This is a genomic window from Sporosarcina sp. P26b (assembly GCF_002743245.1).
In the GTDB taxonomy this organism is placed as follows: Bacteria; Bacillota; Bacilli; order Bacillales_A; family Planococcaceae; genus Sporosarcina; species Sporosarcina ureae_C.
Genome location: NZ_PDYW01000002.1, coordinates 266,605 through 283,299 on the forward strand (window position 1 = coordinate 266,605; position 16,695 = coordinate 283,299).

A 16,695-nucleotide genomic window follows, 5' to 3' on the forward strand; every position below is an offset into this window, starting at 1 on the left:
ATACAAAAGCGACTGTAGGATCATTTTTCCTCCATCATTCCTTGACACAATAAAAATACAACTATACAATTAAAGTGGCGTATTATATACGTCCTATATTTAACAAACCAATCAATTGTTTTTGGCAGTATGTTGATTTAACTTAATTCAGCAAAATAAAAAGATAAGTAAAAAGTAGTGACAACAATAAAAATTAGTCCCGAAACAGCAGGGTTTCTACTACCCGTTGGATTAAGTTAGGCCTTCGGCGTTTTCACAGATCGTCGGGACATTACCAGGAAACCCTGGTAACAAGTAACGTGAATATAACCGCCATGGCAAAATTGATTATACGAGCCGACTGAAAAGAAAAGAATAAGCAGGAGGAGGTGACCTCAATGGGTATTGAAATACTCATCTCCGTTTTGCTAAGTCTCATCGTCGGTGCAGTTGTTAGCTTTTTTATATTGAAGAATGTGAATGATTCAAAAGTGACTGGTGCCAAGCATACTGCCAACCAACTCGTCGAAGAGGCGAAGCGTGAAGCGGAGTCAGTGAAGAAAGAGGCACTGTTAGAAGCGAAAGATGAAACTCACGAACTGCGGATTGAAGCAGAAACAGAAGTCCGTGAGAGAAGGACGGAATTACAGAAACAAGAAAACCGTCTCTTACAGCGTGAAGAAAACCTTGATCGCAAGGATGATGCGCTCAATAAAAGAGAAGCAGGTCTAGAGCGCAAAGAAGATGCGCTATTAGAAAGACAACAGCATATTGAAGAGATGGAACGCAAAGCGGAAGAACTTGTTACTACACAGAAGACCGAACTGGAAAGAATCTCTTCCTTAACAAGAGATGAAGCAAAACGCGTCATCTTGGAAGATGTAGAAGAAGAGCTTTCTACGGATATTGCAGTCATGACGAAAGAATCCGAGCAACGGGCTAAAGAGGAATCCGAGCGTAAAGCACGGGAAATCCTTTCATTGGCACTGCAACGATTTGCAGCAGATCATGTGGCAGAAACAACAGTCTCCGTCGTTAATTTACCGAATGATGAAATGAAAGGTCGCATCATTGGTCGTGAAGGGCGAAATATTCGTACACTCGAAACACTTACGGGTATTGATTTGATTATTGACGATACGCCAGAAGCAGTTATCCTATCTGGTTTTGATCCGGTTCGTAGAGAGACAGCAAGATTAGCTCTTGAGAAATTAGTTCAGGATGGCCGTATCCACCCTGCACGTATCGAAGAGATGGTCGACAAGTCTAGAAGAGAAGTGGACGAGCTGATTCGCGAAAAAGGAGAACAAACTACATTCGATGTGGGTGTTCATAATTTACATCCGGATATGATCAAAATTTTGGGTCGTCTACACTTCCGTACAAGTTACGGACAAAATGTTTTGAAGCACTCCATTGAAGTAGCATACTTAACAGGCTTGCTTGCAGCTGAGTTGGGTGAAGATGTTACACTTGCTAGACGGGCCGGTTTACTTCACGATATCGGTAAAGCTATCGATCATGAAGTAGAAGGAAGTCACGTGCAGATCGGTAAAGAGCTTGCAGTGAAGTATAAAGAACATCCGGTTGTCATCAATAGTATTGCTTCTCACCACGGTGACGAAGAAGCAACATCTGTTATCGCAGTGCTAGTCGCAGCAGCGGATGCATTATCTGCAGCAAGACCAGGTGCACGAAGTGAAACATTAGAAAACTATATAAAACGTTTGCAAAAACTCGAAGAAATTTCGGAATCATATGAAGGTGTGGAGAAGTCATTTGCCATTCAGGCAGGACGGGAAGTGCGTATCATTGTCCGCCCCGAACAGATCGATGATATTACCGCACATCGCTTAGCACGTGATATACGAAAACAAATCGAAGAAGAATTAAACTATCCAGGGCATATTAAAGTGACGGTCATACGGGAGACCCGTGCAGTAGAATATGCAAAATAATACCTAACACAAAACAGCTTCCGGTTCGTTTGGAAGCTGTTTTCATTTTGGAAAGAGGTTGTTACAGATGAAAGTAATTTTTATTGGAGATATCGTTGGATCTATGGGAAGAGAAATGGTAATTGATTACTTATCACGTTTAAAACGTAAATATCAAGCCGATGTCATTATAGCAAATGGAGAAAATGCAGCTTCAGGCAGAGGGATTACAAAATCAATTTATCATGATTTATTACATGCTGGAGTAGATGTCATCACAATGGGTAATCATACATGGGATCAACGTGAAATTTATGATTTTATAGATGAAGTGGATTACTTGATTCGACCTGCGAATTTTTCTGATCAAGCTCCTGGTAAAGGCATGACGTCCATTACAAAGAATGGTGTTACTTTATCAGTTATCAACTTACATGGTCGAACATTCTTACCACCACACGATGATCCATTCGCCAAAGCGGATGAACTACTAGAAGAAGCTTTGCAAACATCTCCACTCGTTTTTGTAGATTTTCACGCAGAAGCAACAAGTGAAAAAATTGCGATGGGCTGGCATCTGGACGGCAAAGCATCAGTCGTTGTCGGAACACATACACATGTGCAAACCGCCGATGAGCGAATCCTTCCAGGAGGAACAGCATATTTAACTGACGCAGGCATGACGGGTCCATACGATGAGATATTAGGAATGAAAAAAGAAGATGTATTGTATCGTTTCTATACGAACTTGCCTACTCGATTTGAAGTACCGAAAAGTGGAAGACCACAGCTTAACGGAATGTTCGTAGAATTGGATGATAAAACTGGTAAAGCTCTCAAAATTGAGCGTATTAGGATTAACGAAGATCATCCGTTTAAAAACTAATTTTCCAAGTGTCTAAATCCTCCTTACCAATCATAGGATGTTGTATGGAATATACGCGTTCCATAGACATTGCAAAATAAGGAGGAAATATCGTGAGTCCCTTGAAAGTATCTTCTCGCTCAAATCCGAACTCAGTAGCAGGAGCATTAGTTGCGGTTATTCGTGAACAAGGCTTTGCCGAGATACAGGCGGTCGGAGCTGGAGCATTAAATCAAGCAGTAAAAGCAATTGCAATCGCTAGAGGATTCGTAGCACCAAGTGGAGGCGACCTAATTTGCGCGCCTGCTTTCACCGATATCGAAATCAACGGGGAAGCTAGGACTGCACTCAAACTTCTCGTCGAAAAAAAGGAACGTAAGTAGAATATAAAAAAGAGCTGTCCAAGTCGTCATTAGTTTAAATGACAACTGAAGATAGCTCTTTTTTTTATGAAATAATATAATTGTTGTCTGGTGGCAGATAGTAGGGGATTGAATGCAAAGACAAGCTCCTAACACTGCGCTTTTACTCGCAAAAGCCGTTCTTCGTTACGGCTCTTCCCGCAGGCCCATGGGAAAGCGTCCGCCAACTGGAGCTTCTACCCCCTCGCATTAAAAAACTCACTCTCTTTTTCCTTATTACTTTCAAATGCCCACCATCAAGCAAAAAGATGCTCTGATATATTCATTGCATCTCCTTTTTCATGACAAACCAGCGACAATTTAACCGTTTGCTGTCATATCAATCAAAACTTCAGTATAATAACATCATGTATGCTTATTTCCCGATAAGTAATAGAAAGGGGCTACTGCAATGAATGAAGAACAGCGCTTGCAAGCTGGACTCGTAGCAGAAAACAAATCGAAATCAAACATCACAGAAAAAGACTATAGCAAATATTTCGAGTCTGTCTACAGCGGGCCTTCTCTGAAAGACGCAAAAAAACGCGGGAAAGAAGAAGTGGAATATCACGATAACTTTCAAATAGATCAACGCTTTAAAGGAATGGGACAAGGCCGTAAATTCTTCATACGTACTTTTGGCTGTCAAATGAATGAACACGATACGGAAGTGATTGCAGGCATTTTAATGGCGTTAGGTTATAATGCAACTGACAATGTAAAAGAAGCAGATGTCATATTACTAAACACATGTGCAATCCGTGAAAATGCAGAAAATAAAGTATTTGGAGAATTGGGCCACTACAAACCACTTAAACTGACAAACCCAGATTTACTGATCGGTGTATGTGGTTGTATGTCACAAGAAGAATCCGTTGTAAATAAAATTTTAAAAACGTATGATCAAGTAGATATGATTTTTGGTACACATAATATTCATCGCCTACCGAACATTTTACATGAAGCATACATGTCTAAAGAGATGGTTATTGAAGTGTGGTCAAAAGAGGGCGACGTGATCGAGGACTTGCCTAAAGTGCGTAATGGAAAAATCAAAGCTTGGGTTAATATTATGTATGGCTGCGATAAGTTCTGTACGTACTGTATCGTACCGTATACGCGTGGTAAAGAACGTAGCAGACGACCGTCAGACATCATTCAAGAAGTTCGTCAGTTGGCTGCTGAAGGATATAAAGAAGTCACTTTGCTTGGTCAAAACGTCAATGCATACGGTAAAGATTTTGATGATATCACCTATCGATTAGGTGATTTGATGGATGAATTGCGGTTGATTGATATCCCAAGAATTCGTTTCACGACGAGTCATCCTCGTGACTTCGATGATCATTTAATCGAAGTTCTTGCAAAAGGCGGAAATTTAGTTGACCATATTCATTTGCCAGTACAATCGGGGTCATCTGATATGCTAAAGATTATGGCTCGTAAATATACTCGGGAAAGCTATTTGGAACTAGTCGATAAGATTAGAACCGCAATTCCTAATCTATCGCTCACGACGGATATTATTGTGGGATTCCCAAATGAAACCGAAGAACAATTTCAAGAAACAATGTCCCTCTATCGCGAAGTTGGTTTTGATATGGCGTTCACGTATATTTACTCACCCCGTGAAGGAACACCAGCTGCAAAGATGCAAGATAATATACCAATGGAAGTGAAGAAGGAACGTTTGCAACGACTTCTTAAACTAGTGAACGATATGTCTGCAGAGGCTATGAAGCCATATGAGGGACAAATTGTCAAAGTGCTGGTTGAAGGAGAAAGTAAAAGGAATCCTGACGTACTAGCGGGCTATACAGAAAAAAGTAAGTTGGTTAATTTTGTAGCCCCACGTTCTGTAATCGGTGAGATCGTAGAAGTGCAAATAGTAGAAGCAAAATCATGGTCGCTCAATGGTGAATTCATCGGAGTAGTCCAGAAAGAAAAGGTGATAGGATAATGGAGAAGAAATTTACAAAAGACGAAATCATACAAAAAGCACGCGATTTGGCACATATGTTGGCAAATACAGAAGAAGTCGAGTTTTATAAACGTGCAGAAGCACAAATTAATGAAAATCAAAAAGTACGTGAAAAAATCGCTAGTATGAAATCACTTCAAACGCAGGCAGTAAATTTCCAAAACTATGAAAAAGAACGCGCTTTAAAAGCAATTGAGAAGAAAATTGATCAAGTCCAAGCTGAAATCGATGCGATTCCATTGGTACAAGAGTTCAAACAGTCTCAAGATGAAGTGAATGATTTACTACAATTGGTATCTAATACGATTGCGAACAGTGTAACGGATGAAATTATCGAGTCTACTGGCGGCGACCTTTTACGTGGTGAAACAGGTTCATACGTAGAAAATACACAGAAAAAATCATTGTCTTAAATAATAAATCGGCTAAGGAGAAAATTCCTTGCCGATTTTTTTCAATTTCTGGGCTGCTGTTGCATAGGATGGATAGAAGCCAAAGAAGGAGGAAGAAAACTGAAAAACTTAAGACAAATTGTGACTAAAGCTGTTATTGCCAAAGGGAAGCATCGATCAGAGTCTACTGAGATGCTGAAGCCACCTAATCGTCCTTCAAGTATATTGGGCTGTTGGGTGATCAATCACACGCAACAAGCAAAGAAAGTTGGTAAGTACGTGGAAGTGACCGGTAGTTTTGATGTGAATGTTTGGTACTCACACCATGATCATTCTAAAACTTCCGTCTTTACTGAATCGATTCCTTATAAAGATAAGATTGCATTGCATTATCGCGATGAGCCGACATCAGCAAAAGAGGAAACGATTGTCACAGTATTACAGCATCCGAATTGTACAGAAGCTAGTATTTCTGAATGCGGACAAAACTTCTCGATTTCGATTGAAAGAGAGTTATTGGTTGAGATGATTGGTGAAACAAAAGTATCTGTAACGATTCATCCACATCCGTACGATGAAGAATGGCCAATACTAGAAGCTGAATCTTCTTCTATTGTGATGGAAGATAAAAAGAATAAAGAGGTTCCGAATAAAGAGAGACCGCATCAACCGCCTCAGCGTAAAGATTCACCATTTTAAAGCCGGGAGTTTCACCGGCTTTTTTTATTTGCTATACGTTAATAAAAATGATCTGTATCAAGTTTACTTTGCGGTAATGGGTGTAGCCTTAGGATAGGAGGAGATCCTATGGTGAAAATAAAATGGTTTATAATTCCAGCACTTCTAATGATACTGTCAGCATGTAGCAAAGGAAATGATATGCAAACTCTTTCGGCTCCTTCTCCTGAACAAGAATTAGGGGCAAGTAGAAGTGGTCTGACGCTATCGATTTCGGCACAACAATATAAAGAAGGTATGCCGATATTCCACACGACATTAAGAAATGATAGCCAAATTAGTTATGAATATGGCGAATACTATCATATAGAAATACTGAAAAATAACGAATGGTATACGTTGGCACATTCAGATTTTGTGTTTTATGAAAATCCACAGTTCACTAATTTGGGTCGTTTAATTGCACCGGCAAAAGTGATTCATCAATTGTTTTCCGTGGAAATAATAGGTGTGACCCTCATGCCAGGAGAGTATCGCCTAGTCAAAATGTTTTTGAAACCGGTAGCCCCTTATTATGTAGTAACACTTGCTGTTCCGTTCACAGTGATTTCTGCAGTATAGACAGCACAATCATATGTCATTAAAGTTGGTAGCTTACTTTATTTGGAGCTGTTCGGCCAATTTTTTATTTTAATAACAGAATACTGATTTTCAAGATTGAAAACTATCTCGGGCCGTTAACAACCGAGATGGTTTTTTGTTGTTTTTAAAGTAGTTTGTATTCAATTCATTACATCCCTTCTACATTTTAAAATACCTCAGCCCCTTTTGATTCGTTAACTCAAAGGGGGTTTGGTATAATGTATAGAAAATGAGCGAGAAAAAGAGGGTTTACCATGTCTGAACATACACCAATGATGCAACAATATTTGAAAATTAAAGAGCAATATACGGACGCGTTTTTATTCTTTCGTTTGGGAGATTTCTATGAAATGTTTTTTGAGGATGCTGTTAACGCATCTGCATTATTAGAAATCACATTAACGAGTAGGGACTCAGGCGCACGTGATCGTATACCAATGTGCGGTATTCCGTATCACTCCGCCACAGGATATATTGAAACATTAATTCATAAAGGTCATAAAGTAGCGATATGCGAGCAAATGGAAGACCCGCGATCGGTAAAAGGAATTGTTAAACGTGAAGTAGTCAAAGTGATTACACCTGGCACATTAACAGAAGGTAAAACGATTGACACAGAAGCCAATCATTTTATCGGTGCCGTCGATAGTCTCGGTAATCAATGTTATGCATTAGCTTATCTAGATGTGGGTACAGGCGAAGGAAAAGTAGAACTGATAGAAGGAAGTGAGCGTACACTGCTTGCTGAAATCGAAGCTCTTGGCATGAAGGAGATTATTGTAGATGAGCAACTTCATGTCATTTTCGCAGAACTGTTCGAAAGTCGGGAAATTATGCTTTCGATTGAAGACACAGAGCATTCGGGATCGATTGGTCACGACACATATGAACATTTGCCGGTAGAACTACAAGAAGCTTGTCGCAAATTACAATCGTATCTGTTGCGTATGCAGAAAATGGTTTTCGGTCACATTCGTCCTTTTATCTATATAGAGAAAAATACAAAACTATCGATCGATGCGAACTCAATGCGGAATTTAGAACTTGTACAAACCATTCGTTCTGGAAAAAAAGAAGGTACATTGTTCTGGGTATTGGATGAAACCGTTACGGCGATGGGGGCAAGAAAATTACGCATGTGGATTCACCAGCCGCTAGCTCAGCGTCAGGCGATTGAAAATCGTCTGGAAACTGTAAATAACTTAATTGATGAATATTTCTTACGTGAAGAACTACTGGAAGAATTACATGACGTCTATGATGTGGAACGACTTGCTGGAAGAATCTCTATGGGCAGTGCGAGCGCTCGTGACTTGGCGCAGTTAAGGAATTCATTGTCCCATATACCGAAACTTAAACAATTACTGAAGGAATCTAAACGTCCAATGTTGCAACAGTTTGCTGAGAAAATGGACCCGTGTCGAGAAACTTTTCAATTACTAACGGATGCAATCGCAGTTAACCCACCTATATCAGCCAAAGATGGTGGATTAATACTAGACGGCTATCATGAGAAATTGGATGAGCTTCGGGATGCGTCACGTAACGGAAAGAATTGGTTAGCGCAGCTCGAGCAAAAAGAACGGCAGCTGACGGGGATTAAAACGTTGAAAATTGGCTATAATCGTATATTTGGTTATTATATTGAGATTACAAAATCCAATATTCATTTAGCTGATCTGTCACGCTATGAACGCAAGCAGACACTCGCCAATGCGGAGCGATATATAACAACAGAGTTAAAAGAAAAAGAAGAGCTAATTCTAAATGCGGAAGCAGACAGCCAGACATTAGAACTTGAATTGTTCCAATCCATTCGTGAACAAGTAAAAGGAGACGTACAAAGAATTCAACAACTGGCTGCTGTCATCAGTGAACTGGATGTACTTCTAGCATTTGCGAAAGTGTCGGAGAAAAATCAATACGTTCGACCCGAATTCCATGCAGGGAAAGCAGTCGATATACAAAATGGCCGGCATCCTGTCGTAGAGAAAATGATGAATCATTCTCTATATATTCCAAATTCCTGCACGCTTGCTGAAGATGAAAATATGCTGCTCATAACAGGTCCAAATATGTCCGGTAAGAGTACATATATGCGCCAAGTAGCACTGACTGTAGTGATGGCGCAAATCGGTTGTTTCGTACCTTGTGAAAAGGCTGTATTGCCTATTACAGATCAAATTTTCACGAGGATTGGGGCAGCAGATGATGTAGCGTCTGGCCAAAGTACATTTATGATGGAAATGATGGAGTCTCAATATGCACTTGCACATGCGTCGTCTCACAGCTTGTTATTGTTTGACGAGATCGGACGCGGCACTTCAACATATGATGGGATGGCACTTGCACAAGCAATGATGGAATATATCCACGAAGAAATTGGTGCCAATACACTGTTTTCTACGCATTATCATGAATTGACCCAATTAGAAGATGTGTTGGATCGCTTGCTGAATGTTCATGTTGCAGCCAAAGAGCAAAATGGTAAAGTTGTGTTCTTACACAAAGTATTACCAGGTGCAGCCGATCGAAGCTACGGAATCCATGTAGCTGAACTTGCAGGTCTCCCTGCAGATGTAGTCGGACGTGCGAAAACATTGCTACAGCGTTTTGAAGAAGACAGTACAACTAAAGGGGCTTCTTCTGTATCGGAGCAACTGGCTTTCTTTGATACCACTAGCGAACCGATTTTTTCACCAGAAACACAAACGTTGCTTGAAGAGATAGAAGCGATAGATTTGATGAACATGACACCCATGCAAACGATGCAAAAATTAATGGAATGGAAAGAACGTTTGATGTAAGACAAGAAGGAGTGAATGGGATGAATCAAATTCACATTATGGATGACACCCTAGCCAATAAAATCGCAGCGGGAGAAGTAGTGGAGCGGCCTTCTTCAATCGTCAAAGAACTAGTGGAGAATGCGATTGATGCGCAGAGTACAAAAATAGAAGTATCTCTAGTAGAAGCGGGACTCTCTTCTATTCGCGTAACCGATAACGGTAACGGTATGTCTGAAGACGATGCTATCCGCTGTTTTGAACGGCATGCTACTAGTAAAATATCCAATGAACATGATCTATTTCGTATCCGTACCCTTGGATTTCGCGGAGAAGCATTAGCGAGTATTGCGGCTGTGTCGAAAGTTTCATTATGGACATCGAATGGTGAAGATGGTGCTGTAGTAGAGATTGAAGGTGGGAAAGTACTGAAATATGAAGCAGGTGCTTTAAGAAAAGGTACAGATTTTCTCATACAACATCTATTCTTCAATACACCAGCACGCTTAAAATATATGAAAACAATTCAAACGGAACTGGGACATACCATTGACTTATTAAACCGATTAGCACTGAGTCACCCTGACATATCCTTCTCATTAACGCACGATCAGCATAAAATTCTCAGAACATCAGGTTCAGGAGATTTATTACGGGTATTATCAGATATATACGGTGTTGGAGTTGCGCGTAAAATGATTCCATTTCAAAAAGAGGATGCTGATTTCAAGGTGAAGGGGTTTATTACACTTCCCGAAATGACACGTGCTTCGAAAAACTATATTTCACTTCTAATGAATGGGCGATGGATTAAAAGCTATGCGGGGACGCAAGCAGCAATAGATGCGATGCATACGTACTTACCAATTGGAAGATTTCCAATTGCGGTCATTGATATTACAGCCGATCCTATTTTGACGGATGTTAACGTTCACCCAGCAAAGCGCCATATCCGTATTAGTAAAGAAGGCGAATTACTTTCTCTTATAAAAAATGCAATCAAAGAAGCGATTCAAGGAGTCACCATAATCCCTGACGCGGTAAAGAAAGAGAAGCCAATAAAAAGGGATTCTGAACAGCAATCTATTTGGACACCTTCTTATCGCCGTCCAGAAGTGAGCGTTCCATTAGGTGGTCTAGAAGTTTCACCGACCATTATGCCCGTGGAAGAACCTGAAACAGAGCTGACAACATCGGTATTTCCAGAAGCTATTTTTGAGCAGCGGGATGAATCTATACCGGAAGAGCCTGTTGTGTATGAACAAGAGCAGCAAGAAGGAAACCATTTTCCGTCCATTGTGCCTATAGGACAAGTTCACGGAACGTATATTGTTGCGCAAAATGAGGATGGGTTTTATTTAATCGATCAGCACGCAGCCCAAGAGAGAATCAAATATGAATATTTTAAGGTGAAGCTTGGTCAAGTAGATTCAGGTGAGCGCCAGCAATTACTTTTGCCGCTCGTCTTTCATTACTCTGCTGATGAACAAGTGAAGATTGAGGAATGCAAAAGCGCACTGGAAGAAGTCGGTGTGTTTTTAGAATCATTTGGTCCTGCCACATATACAGTAAAAGAATATCCTTCTTGGTTTCCTGAAGGACAGGCTACTTCAATCATTGAAGAAATGATTGAACAAGTGCTTGAGAAACGAAAAGTGGATGTTGAGAAATTACGCGAAGAAAGTGCTATCATGATGAGTTGTAAAAAATCTATTAAGGCAAATTACTATTTGAGACAAGAAGACATGGAACGTTTGCTCACGGATCTTGGTGCTTGTCGCAATCCGTACACATGTCCACACGGTCGTCCTGTGTTAATCCACTTTACAACTTATGAATTAGAGAAGATGTTTAAACGAGTGATGTAACAAAGCAAGTCAGAGAGGAGCGATTTTATGTTTTCAACATTAGAGAGATCAAGCAGAATTCAGAACCTGAAAAACTTATCATTCGATGTATTAGTTGTCGGTGGAGGGATTACAGGGGCGGGTATCGCATTAGATGCGGCTGCAAGAGGATTTTCGGTTGCCCTAGTTGATATGCAGGATTTCGCTGCAGGCACTTCTAGTCGCTCAACAAAATTGATACATGGCGGTTTACGTTATTTAAAACAATTTGAAGTAAAGATCGTGGCGGAAACGGGGAAAGAACGGGAAATCGTTTTCCGCAATTCGCGTAATATTACGAAATCCAGGCCGATGTTATTGCCGATCTATAAAAAAGGAACGTATGGCAAATATTCTACTTCGGTTGGCCTTCTCGTTTACGATTTACTGGCAGGGGTTAAGCATGCAGAACGTCGTGAAATGCTAACAAAAAAAGAAACAGCTGAACTTGAACCATTGTTGAAGAAAGAAAATTTAAAAGGCGGCGGACATTATGTAGAATATCAAACTGATGACGCGCGCTTGACGATTGAAGTGTTAAAGAAAGCATCAGAAAAAGGTGCTCTTTGTTTAAATTATATGAAATGTGAACAATTCAATTTTGAAAACAAACATATTGTGGGAGCTGTCTTAAGTGATCAACAGACGGGCGAACGGTTTTCGGTTAAGGCTTCAATGGTCATCAACGCTTCCGGTCCATGGGTTGATGAATTACAGAAAAAGGTTAGTAGCCAACACAAGAAACAATTGCATATTACGAAAGGCGTTCATATCGTTGTTGATCAATCCATATTCCCACTCCAACAAGCAATCTATTTTGATAACTCAGACGGTCGAATGCTATTTGCAATTCCACGAGAGAATAAGACGTACATCGGAACGACGGACACATTTTACTCAGATGATAAACAGAACCCTGTAGCCACAGAAGAAGATATTAATTATATTATTAAGGCAGTTCATCAAATTTTCCCGAGTGTTCACCTGCAACGTCATCATGTAGAATCCACATGGGCTGGAATACGTCCACTGATTGCTCAAGAAGGCAAGGATGCTTCTGAAATTTCAAGAAAAGATGAAGTGTGGGAAACGGCACCTGGGCTGCTAACAATTGCTGGCGGAAAGTTAACGGGTTACCGACAGATGGCTGAAGTCGTAGTGGATCGAATTGCCGAACGATTAGAAAAGCCTTTTATCAAACACTGTGAAACTAAAAACATCTGTGTGTCCGGAAGTGATTTCGAAAATGATGAGGATTTGCAACAGTTTATTCATCAACAGGCTGAACGTGCACCCCAATTTGGTTTAACTTCACAGCAAGGCGCACGTCTTGCTTCGTTTTATGGTAGAAATAGTGATCAAGTATTCCAATTTGCCCATGTAGTTTCAGCAGAGGAAAATGAGTTGCCTATTAGTTTACGTGCAGAGATTTTATATGGCATTCATTATGAAATGATTACTTCACCAAGTGATTTCTTTATTCGCCGAAAAGGAGATCTGTATTTTCAAATCGATGTAGTAGAATCATTGGCAGCACAAGTAACAGACTATATGGCTACGTTATTGCACTACACGGACAGTGAGAAATCAATTCACGAAAATGATTTGAAGAATGCAATAGCGGAAGCGAAAGGGAGTGTAAGCTCATGACGGATCAATGGATAGAGATGCGTGACGGTACAAAAGTGTACAGTAGAGCTTATACAACAGCAACGAATCCGAAAGCACGTGTGCATATCATTCATGGACTAGCGGAACATAGTCGTCGGTATGATCGTTTTGCAAAACATTTACAATCGCAAGGATATGTTGTGACGCTCCACGATCAACGTGGTCATGGTAAGACGGCTATCGAAAACGGTAATACGTATGGTTATCTGGGTCAATCTGCCACATTCGATCAATTAGTAGATGATACATTTGAAGTCAACCAAGCCTATCAACAACAAAACCCTGAACTTCCGTTAGTGCTACTAGGGCACAGCATGGGCTCATTCGTTGCGAGGCGCTATATTCAGTTATATGGTTCTACGCTTAGTGGTGTGGTTCTATCGGGCACTGGATCGAATTCTGAGCTTACAGCGCATGCAGCGATTGCATTAGCTGCATATAGAGAAGACAAATATCCGAAAGACCAACCAGATGAGCTTTTAAACAGTTTAGTCTTCGGTAATTATTCAAAGCAATTCCCAGACGAAGGTGAATTTTCTTGGTTATCACGCGATACGGTAAGTGTCAGCGATTATAAAGACGATGAAGCGTGTGGGTTTGTGCCGACTGCTCAAATGTTCCGTGTGGTGCTTGAAGGAATGAACTCTATAGAAGCTCCTGAATTCTTGTTAAATATTCCAAATGAACTGCCCATTTTATTATTATCAGGAACCGATGATTTAGTTGGGAATCGAGCGAAGGGTGTTTGGAAAGTAGCCAAACAATTTGATAAAGCGAATCAACGACATGTTACTGTTCAGCTGTTTAAAGGCGGCAGACATGAAATGCTACAAGAAACTAATTATAAACAAGTGTATACGACTATAGTGGAGTGGATGAAAAAACATGAATCTGCCATTTGATGTACTAGCAGTAGTAGGACCTACAGCTTCAGGGAAGACAGCACTAAGTACAGCGCTTGCCAAATCATTTAATGGAGAAATCATTAATGGAGACGCTATGCAAGTCTATAAAGAACTGGATATCGGTACGGCTAAGATCCATGCATCTGAAATGAATGGAATTCCACATCATTTCTTTGATGTAAAAGAACCGACAGAGTCGTTTTCTGTGGCGGAATATCAACAGGCAGTTAGACAATGGATTGCAGATATTCAATCTCGCGGGAAATTGCCGATTATTGTAGGTGGTAGCGGAATGTATGTACAATCGGTGCTATTCGATTATCGATTTACAGAACAGGCTGCTGATTCTGAAGTGCGTGCGCGTCTGGAGCAAGAGCTTGAAGCAAAAGGTGCTGATGTATTGCATGCAAGACTGACGGAGTTAGATCCGAAAAGCTCGGAGAAAATACACCCAAACAATCACAGACGTCTTGTGCGTGCGCTTGAGATCCTTGAAGTGACTGGTCTGACAAAACAAGATCACGAAAAACAGTCAGGAAATCAGCCGATGTATCGCTCGTTGATTATTGGACTTGATCTTCCCCGCGAACTACTTTATGAGAGAATCGATTTGCGTGTTGAACAAATGGTAGAAGCAGGTTTGTTTAAAGAAGTCCAGAAATTATGGGATAAGGGAATTCGTCAAACGCAATCAGTTCAGGCGATAGGCTATAAAGAGTTGATCTCCTACTTTGATGGAAAATTGACGAAAGAACAATCAATTGAAGCTGTGATGAAAAACACACGTAATTACGCGAAAAGACAGCTTACCTATTTCCGTAATAAATTACCGGTTCAATGGGTAAATGCTAATCAATCTACGGAAGAAATTTTTCAAGCAACTTGTAAAATAATAAAGGATTTTCAGAAGTAAGTAGGGAATAACTTAATAATAGGAATGAGGAGGCAATTGAATGGCACAAGGAAATATGCAAGATACGTTTTTGAATTCTTTACGTAAGAACAACACATTCGTTACAATCTTTTTGCTTAACGGTTTTCAATTGAAAGGTCTAATCAAGTCATATGACAATTATACCGTTCTACTCGAGTCAGATGGTAAACAACAGCTGATTTATAAGCATGCAATCTCTACGTATGCTCCTTCGAAACCGGTTATTTTAAAAGATGAACAATAAACAGGCGCTTGCCTGTTTTTTTGTTGTCTTTTATTTGGCATACGCATTCCATCTGCTAAAATAGAAGATGATAATATGAAATGAGGTACTACACATGCAAATCGCACCAATTAATGAGAAATTACTGTTAAAAGCTCAAGAAGCAGAAGAAGAAATCGCTCCGTTTGTGAAGACAATGGAAGAAATCGCTTTTTATAACCAAAGAAAAGTATTACAAGCATTCAAAAAGAATCAAGTAAGCGACTTTCATCTATCAGGCTCTACTGGCTATGGATATGATGATAGCGGCCGTGATGTGTTGGAACAAGTCTATTCGGATGTATTCGGGGCGGAAGACTGTCTCGTAAGAAATCAGATTATTTCCGGCACACACGCTATTACAATCAGCTTGTTTGGAATATTACGTCCAGGCGATGAATTGCTTTACATAACAGGTAAGCCATACGATACATTAGAATCCATTATTTCGGGGAACGGCAAAGATACAGGTTCATTGGAAGACTTTCAAATATCCTATCAGCATATCGATTTGAAAGAAGATGGATCTGTTGATTACGCAAAAGCAAAAGAAGCTATTTCCTCTAAGACGAAGATTGTTGCCATTCAACGCTCAAAAGGATATTCAAGCAATCCGTCATTCAGAATCCATGAAATAGAAGCGATAATTAAGGAAGTACGTAAAATGAAGGAAGATGTCGTGATTTTTGTAGATAATTGCTACGGAGAATTTGTTGAAATGAAAGAGCCTGTTGAAGTTGGAGCTGATTTAATGGCAGGTTCACTTATTAAGAATCCAGGTGGCGGATTAGCAAGAACAGGTGGTTATATAGCGGGCAATAAGGACTTGGTTGAGAAGTGTGCATATCGTATGACGTCACCAGGCCTTGGAGCCGAAGCAGGGGCGTCACTCGACACGTTACTGGAGATGTATCAAGGATTCTTCTTAGCGCCGCATGTAGTAAGCCAGGCAGTCAAAGGCGCACTTTTCACATCTGCATTTTTTGGCAGTTTCGGTATGGACACGACACCGCATTACAGTGAGCGTCGTACGGATTTAATCCAATCAGTTAATTTCTTGAACTCGGAACAAATGATTGCATTTTGTCAGATGATCCAGCAAAATTCCCCAATCAATGCCCAGTACGCTCCGGAGCCTTCATATATGCCCGGTTATGCTGATGACGTCATCATGGCAGCGGGTACATTCATTCAGGGGTCCAGTATTGAATTAACAGCTGACGGCCCGATTCGACCACCTTACACAGCATATATTCAAGGTGGTTTGACATATGAACATGTAAAATCGGCTGTTCTCGATTCTATGGAACAGTTGCTTGAAAAGAACTTAGTATAAATAAAAAGTGTATCGAAAACCTTCTAGGTTTCACGATACA

The 16,695-nt window shown here is 40.3% G+C and carries 14 protein-coding genes; all 14 read left to right on the forward strand.

Annotated elements, in window-relative coordinates:
* Positions 1-377: 377 nt before the first annotated feature.
* On the forward strand, positions 378-1,937 hold the full coding sequence (gene rny / locus CSV69_RS03250) for a ribonuclease Y (protein ID WP_085428704.1): 1,560 nt from the start codon (positions 378-380) through the stop codon (positions 1,935-1,937).
* A 67-nt stretch (positions 1,938-2,004) separates the two neighbouring features.
* The gene (locus tag CSV69_RS03255) at positions 2,005-2,802 is read left to right on the forward strand and encodes a TIGR00282 family metallophosphoesterase (RefSeq protein WP_085428705.1); all 798 of its coding nucleotides are present in this window, start codon (positions 2,005-2,007) and stop codon (positions 2,800-2,802) included.
* Positions 2,803-2,894: 92 nt separating this feature from the next.
* On the forward strand, positions 2,895-3,164 hold the full coding sequence (locus tag CSV69_RS03260; protein ID WP_085428706.1) for a stage V sporulation protein S: 270 nt from the start codon (positions 2,895-2,897) through the stop codon (positions 3,162-3,164).
* A gap of 430 nt (positions 3,165-3,594) precedes the next feature.
* Positions 3,595-5,142 carry a tRNA (N6-isopentenyl adenosine(37)-C2)-methylthiotransferase MiaB gene (gene miaB / locus CSV69_RS03265; protein ID WP_099692684.1) on the forward strand — a complete coding sequence of 516 codons (1,548 nt, stop codon included), beginning with the start codon at positions 3,595-3,597 and terminating at the stop codon, positions 5,140-5,142.
* Positions 5,142-5,576, forward strand: a complete 435-nt coding sequence (locus CSV69_RS03270; protein ID WP_085428708.1) for a YlbF/YmcA family competence regulator — start codon at positions 5,142-5,144, stop codon at positions 5,574-5,576. The genes miaB and CSV69_RS03270 overlap by 1 nt, the downstream gene beginning before the upstream one ends.
* A 120-nt stretch (positions 5,577-5,696) precedes the next feature.
* Positions 5,697-6,254 (forward strand): outer spore coat protein CotE, encoded by a 558-nt coding sequence (gene cotE, locus CSV69_RS03275; protein WP_085428709.1) that lies wholly within the window; start codon positions 5,697-5,699, stop codon positions 6,252-6,254.
* A 108-nt stretch (positions 6,255-6,362) separates the two neighbouring features.
* Positions 6,363-6,854 carry an immunoglobulin-like domain-containing protein gene (locus CSV69_RS03280; RefSeq protein WP_099692685.1) on the forward strand — a complete coding sequence of 164 codons (492 nt, stop codon included), beginning with the start codon at positions 6,363-6,365 and terminating at the stop codon, positions 6,852-6,854.
* 275 nt (positions 6,855-7,129) lie between these two features.
* The gene (mutS, locus tag CSV69_RS03285; protein WP_099692686.1) at positions 7,130-9,682 is read left to right on the forward strand and encodes a DNA mismatch repair protein MutS; all 2,553 of its coding nucleotides are present in this window, start codon (positions 7,130-7,132) and stop codon (positions 9,680-9,682) included.
* Positions 9,683-9,702: 20 nt separating this feature from the next.
* Positions 9,703-11,529, forward strand: a complete 1,827-nt coding sequence (gene mutL, locus CSV69_RS03290; protein ID WP_099692687.1) for a DNA mismatch repair endonuclease MutL — start codon at positions 9,703-9,705, stop codon at positions 11,527-11,529.
* Between the two features lie 27 nt (positions 11,530-11,556).
* Entirely contained in the window at positions 11,557-13,197 is a 1,641-nt protein-coding gene (locus CSV69_RS03295) for a glycerol-3-phosphate dehydrogenase/oxidase (RefSeq protein WP_099692688.1), read from the forward strand.
* The gene (locus CSV69_RS03300) at positions 13,194-14,120 is read left to right on the forward strand and encodes an alpha/beta hydrolase (RefSeq protein ID WP_099692689.1); all 927 of its coding nucleotides are present in this window, start codon (positions 13,194-13,196) and stop codon (positions 14,118-14,120) included. The genes CSV69_RS03295 and CSV69_RS03300 overlap by 4 nt, the downstream gene beginning before the upstream one ends.
* On the forward strand, positions 14,104-15,036 hold the full coding sequence (gene miaA, locus CSV69_RS03305; protein WP_099692690.1) for a tRNA (adenosine(37)-N6)-dimethylallyltransferase MiaA: 933 nt from the start codon (positions 14,104-14,106) through the stop codon (positions 15,034-15,036). Before CSV69_RS03300 ends, miaA begins: the two co-directional genes overlap by 17 nt.
* 40 nt (positions 15,037-15,076) lie before the next feature.
* Positions 15,077-15,301 (forward strand): RNA chaperone Hfq, encoded by a 225-nt coding sequence (gene hfq / locus CSV69_RS03310; protein ID WP_085428716.1) that lies wholly within the window; start codon positions 15,077-15,079, stop codon positions 15,299-15,301.
* A 94-nt stretch (positions 15,302-15,395) separates the two neighbouring features.
* Positions 15,396-16,655 (forward strand): methionine gamma-lyase family protein, encoded by a 1,260-nt coding sequence (locus tag CSV69_RS03315; protein WP_099692691.1) that lies wholly within the window; start codon positions 15,396-15,398, stop codon positions 16,653-16,655.
* Positions 16,656-16,695 lie beyond the last annotated feature (40 nt).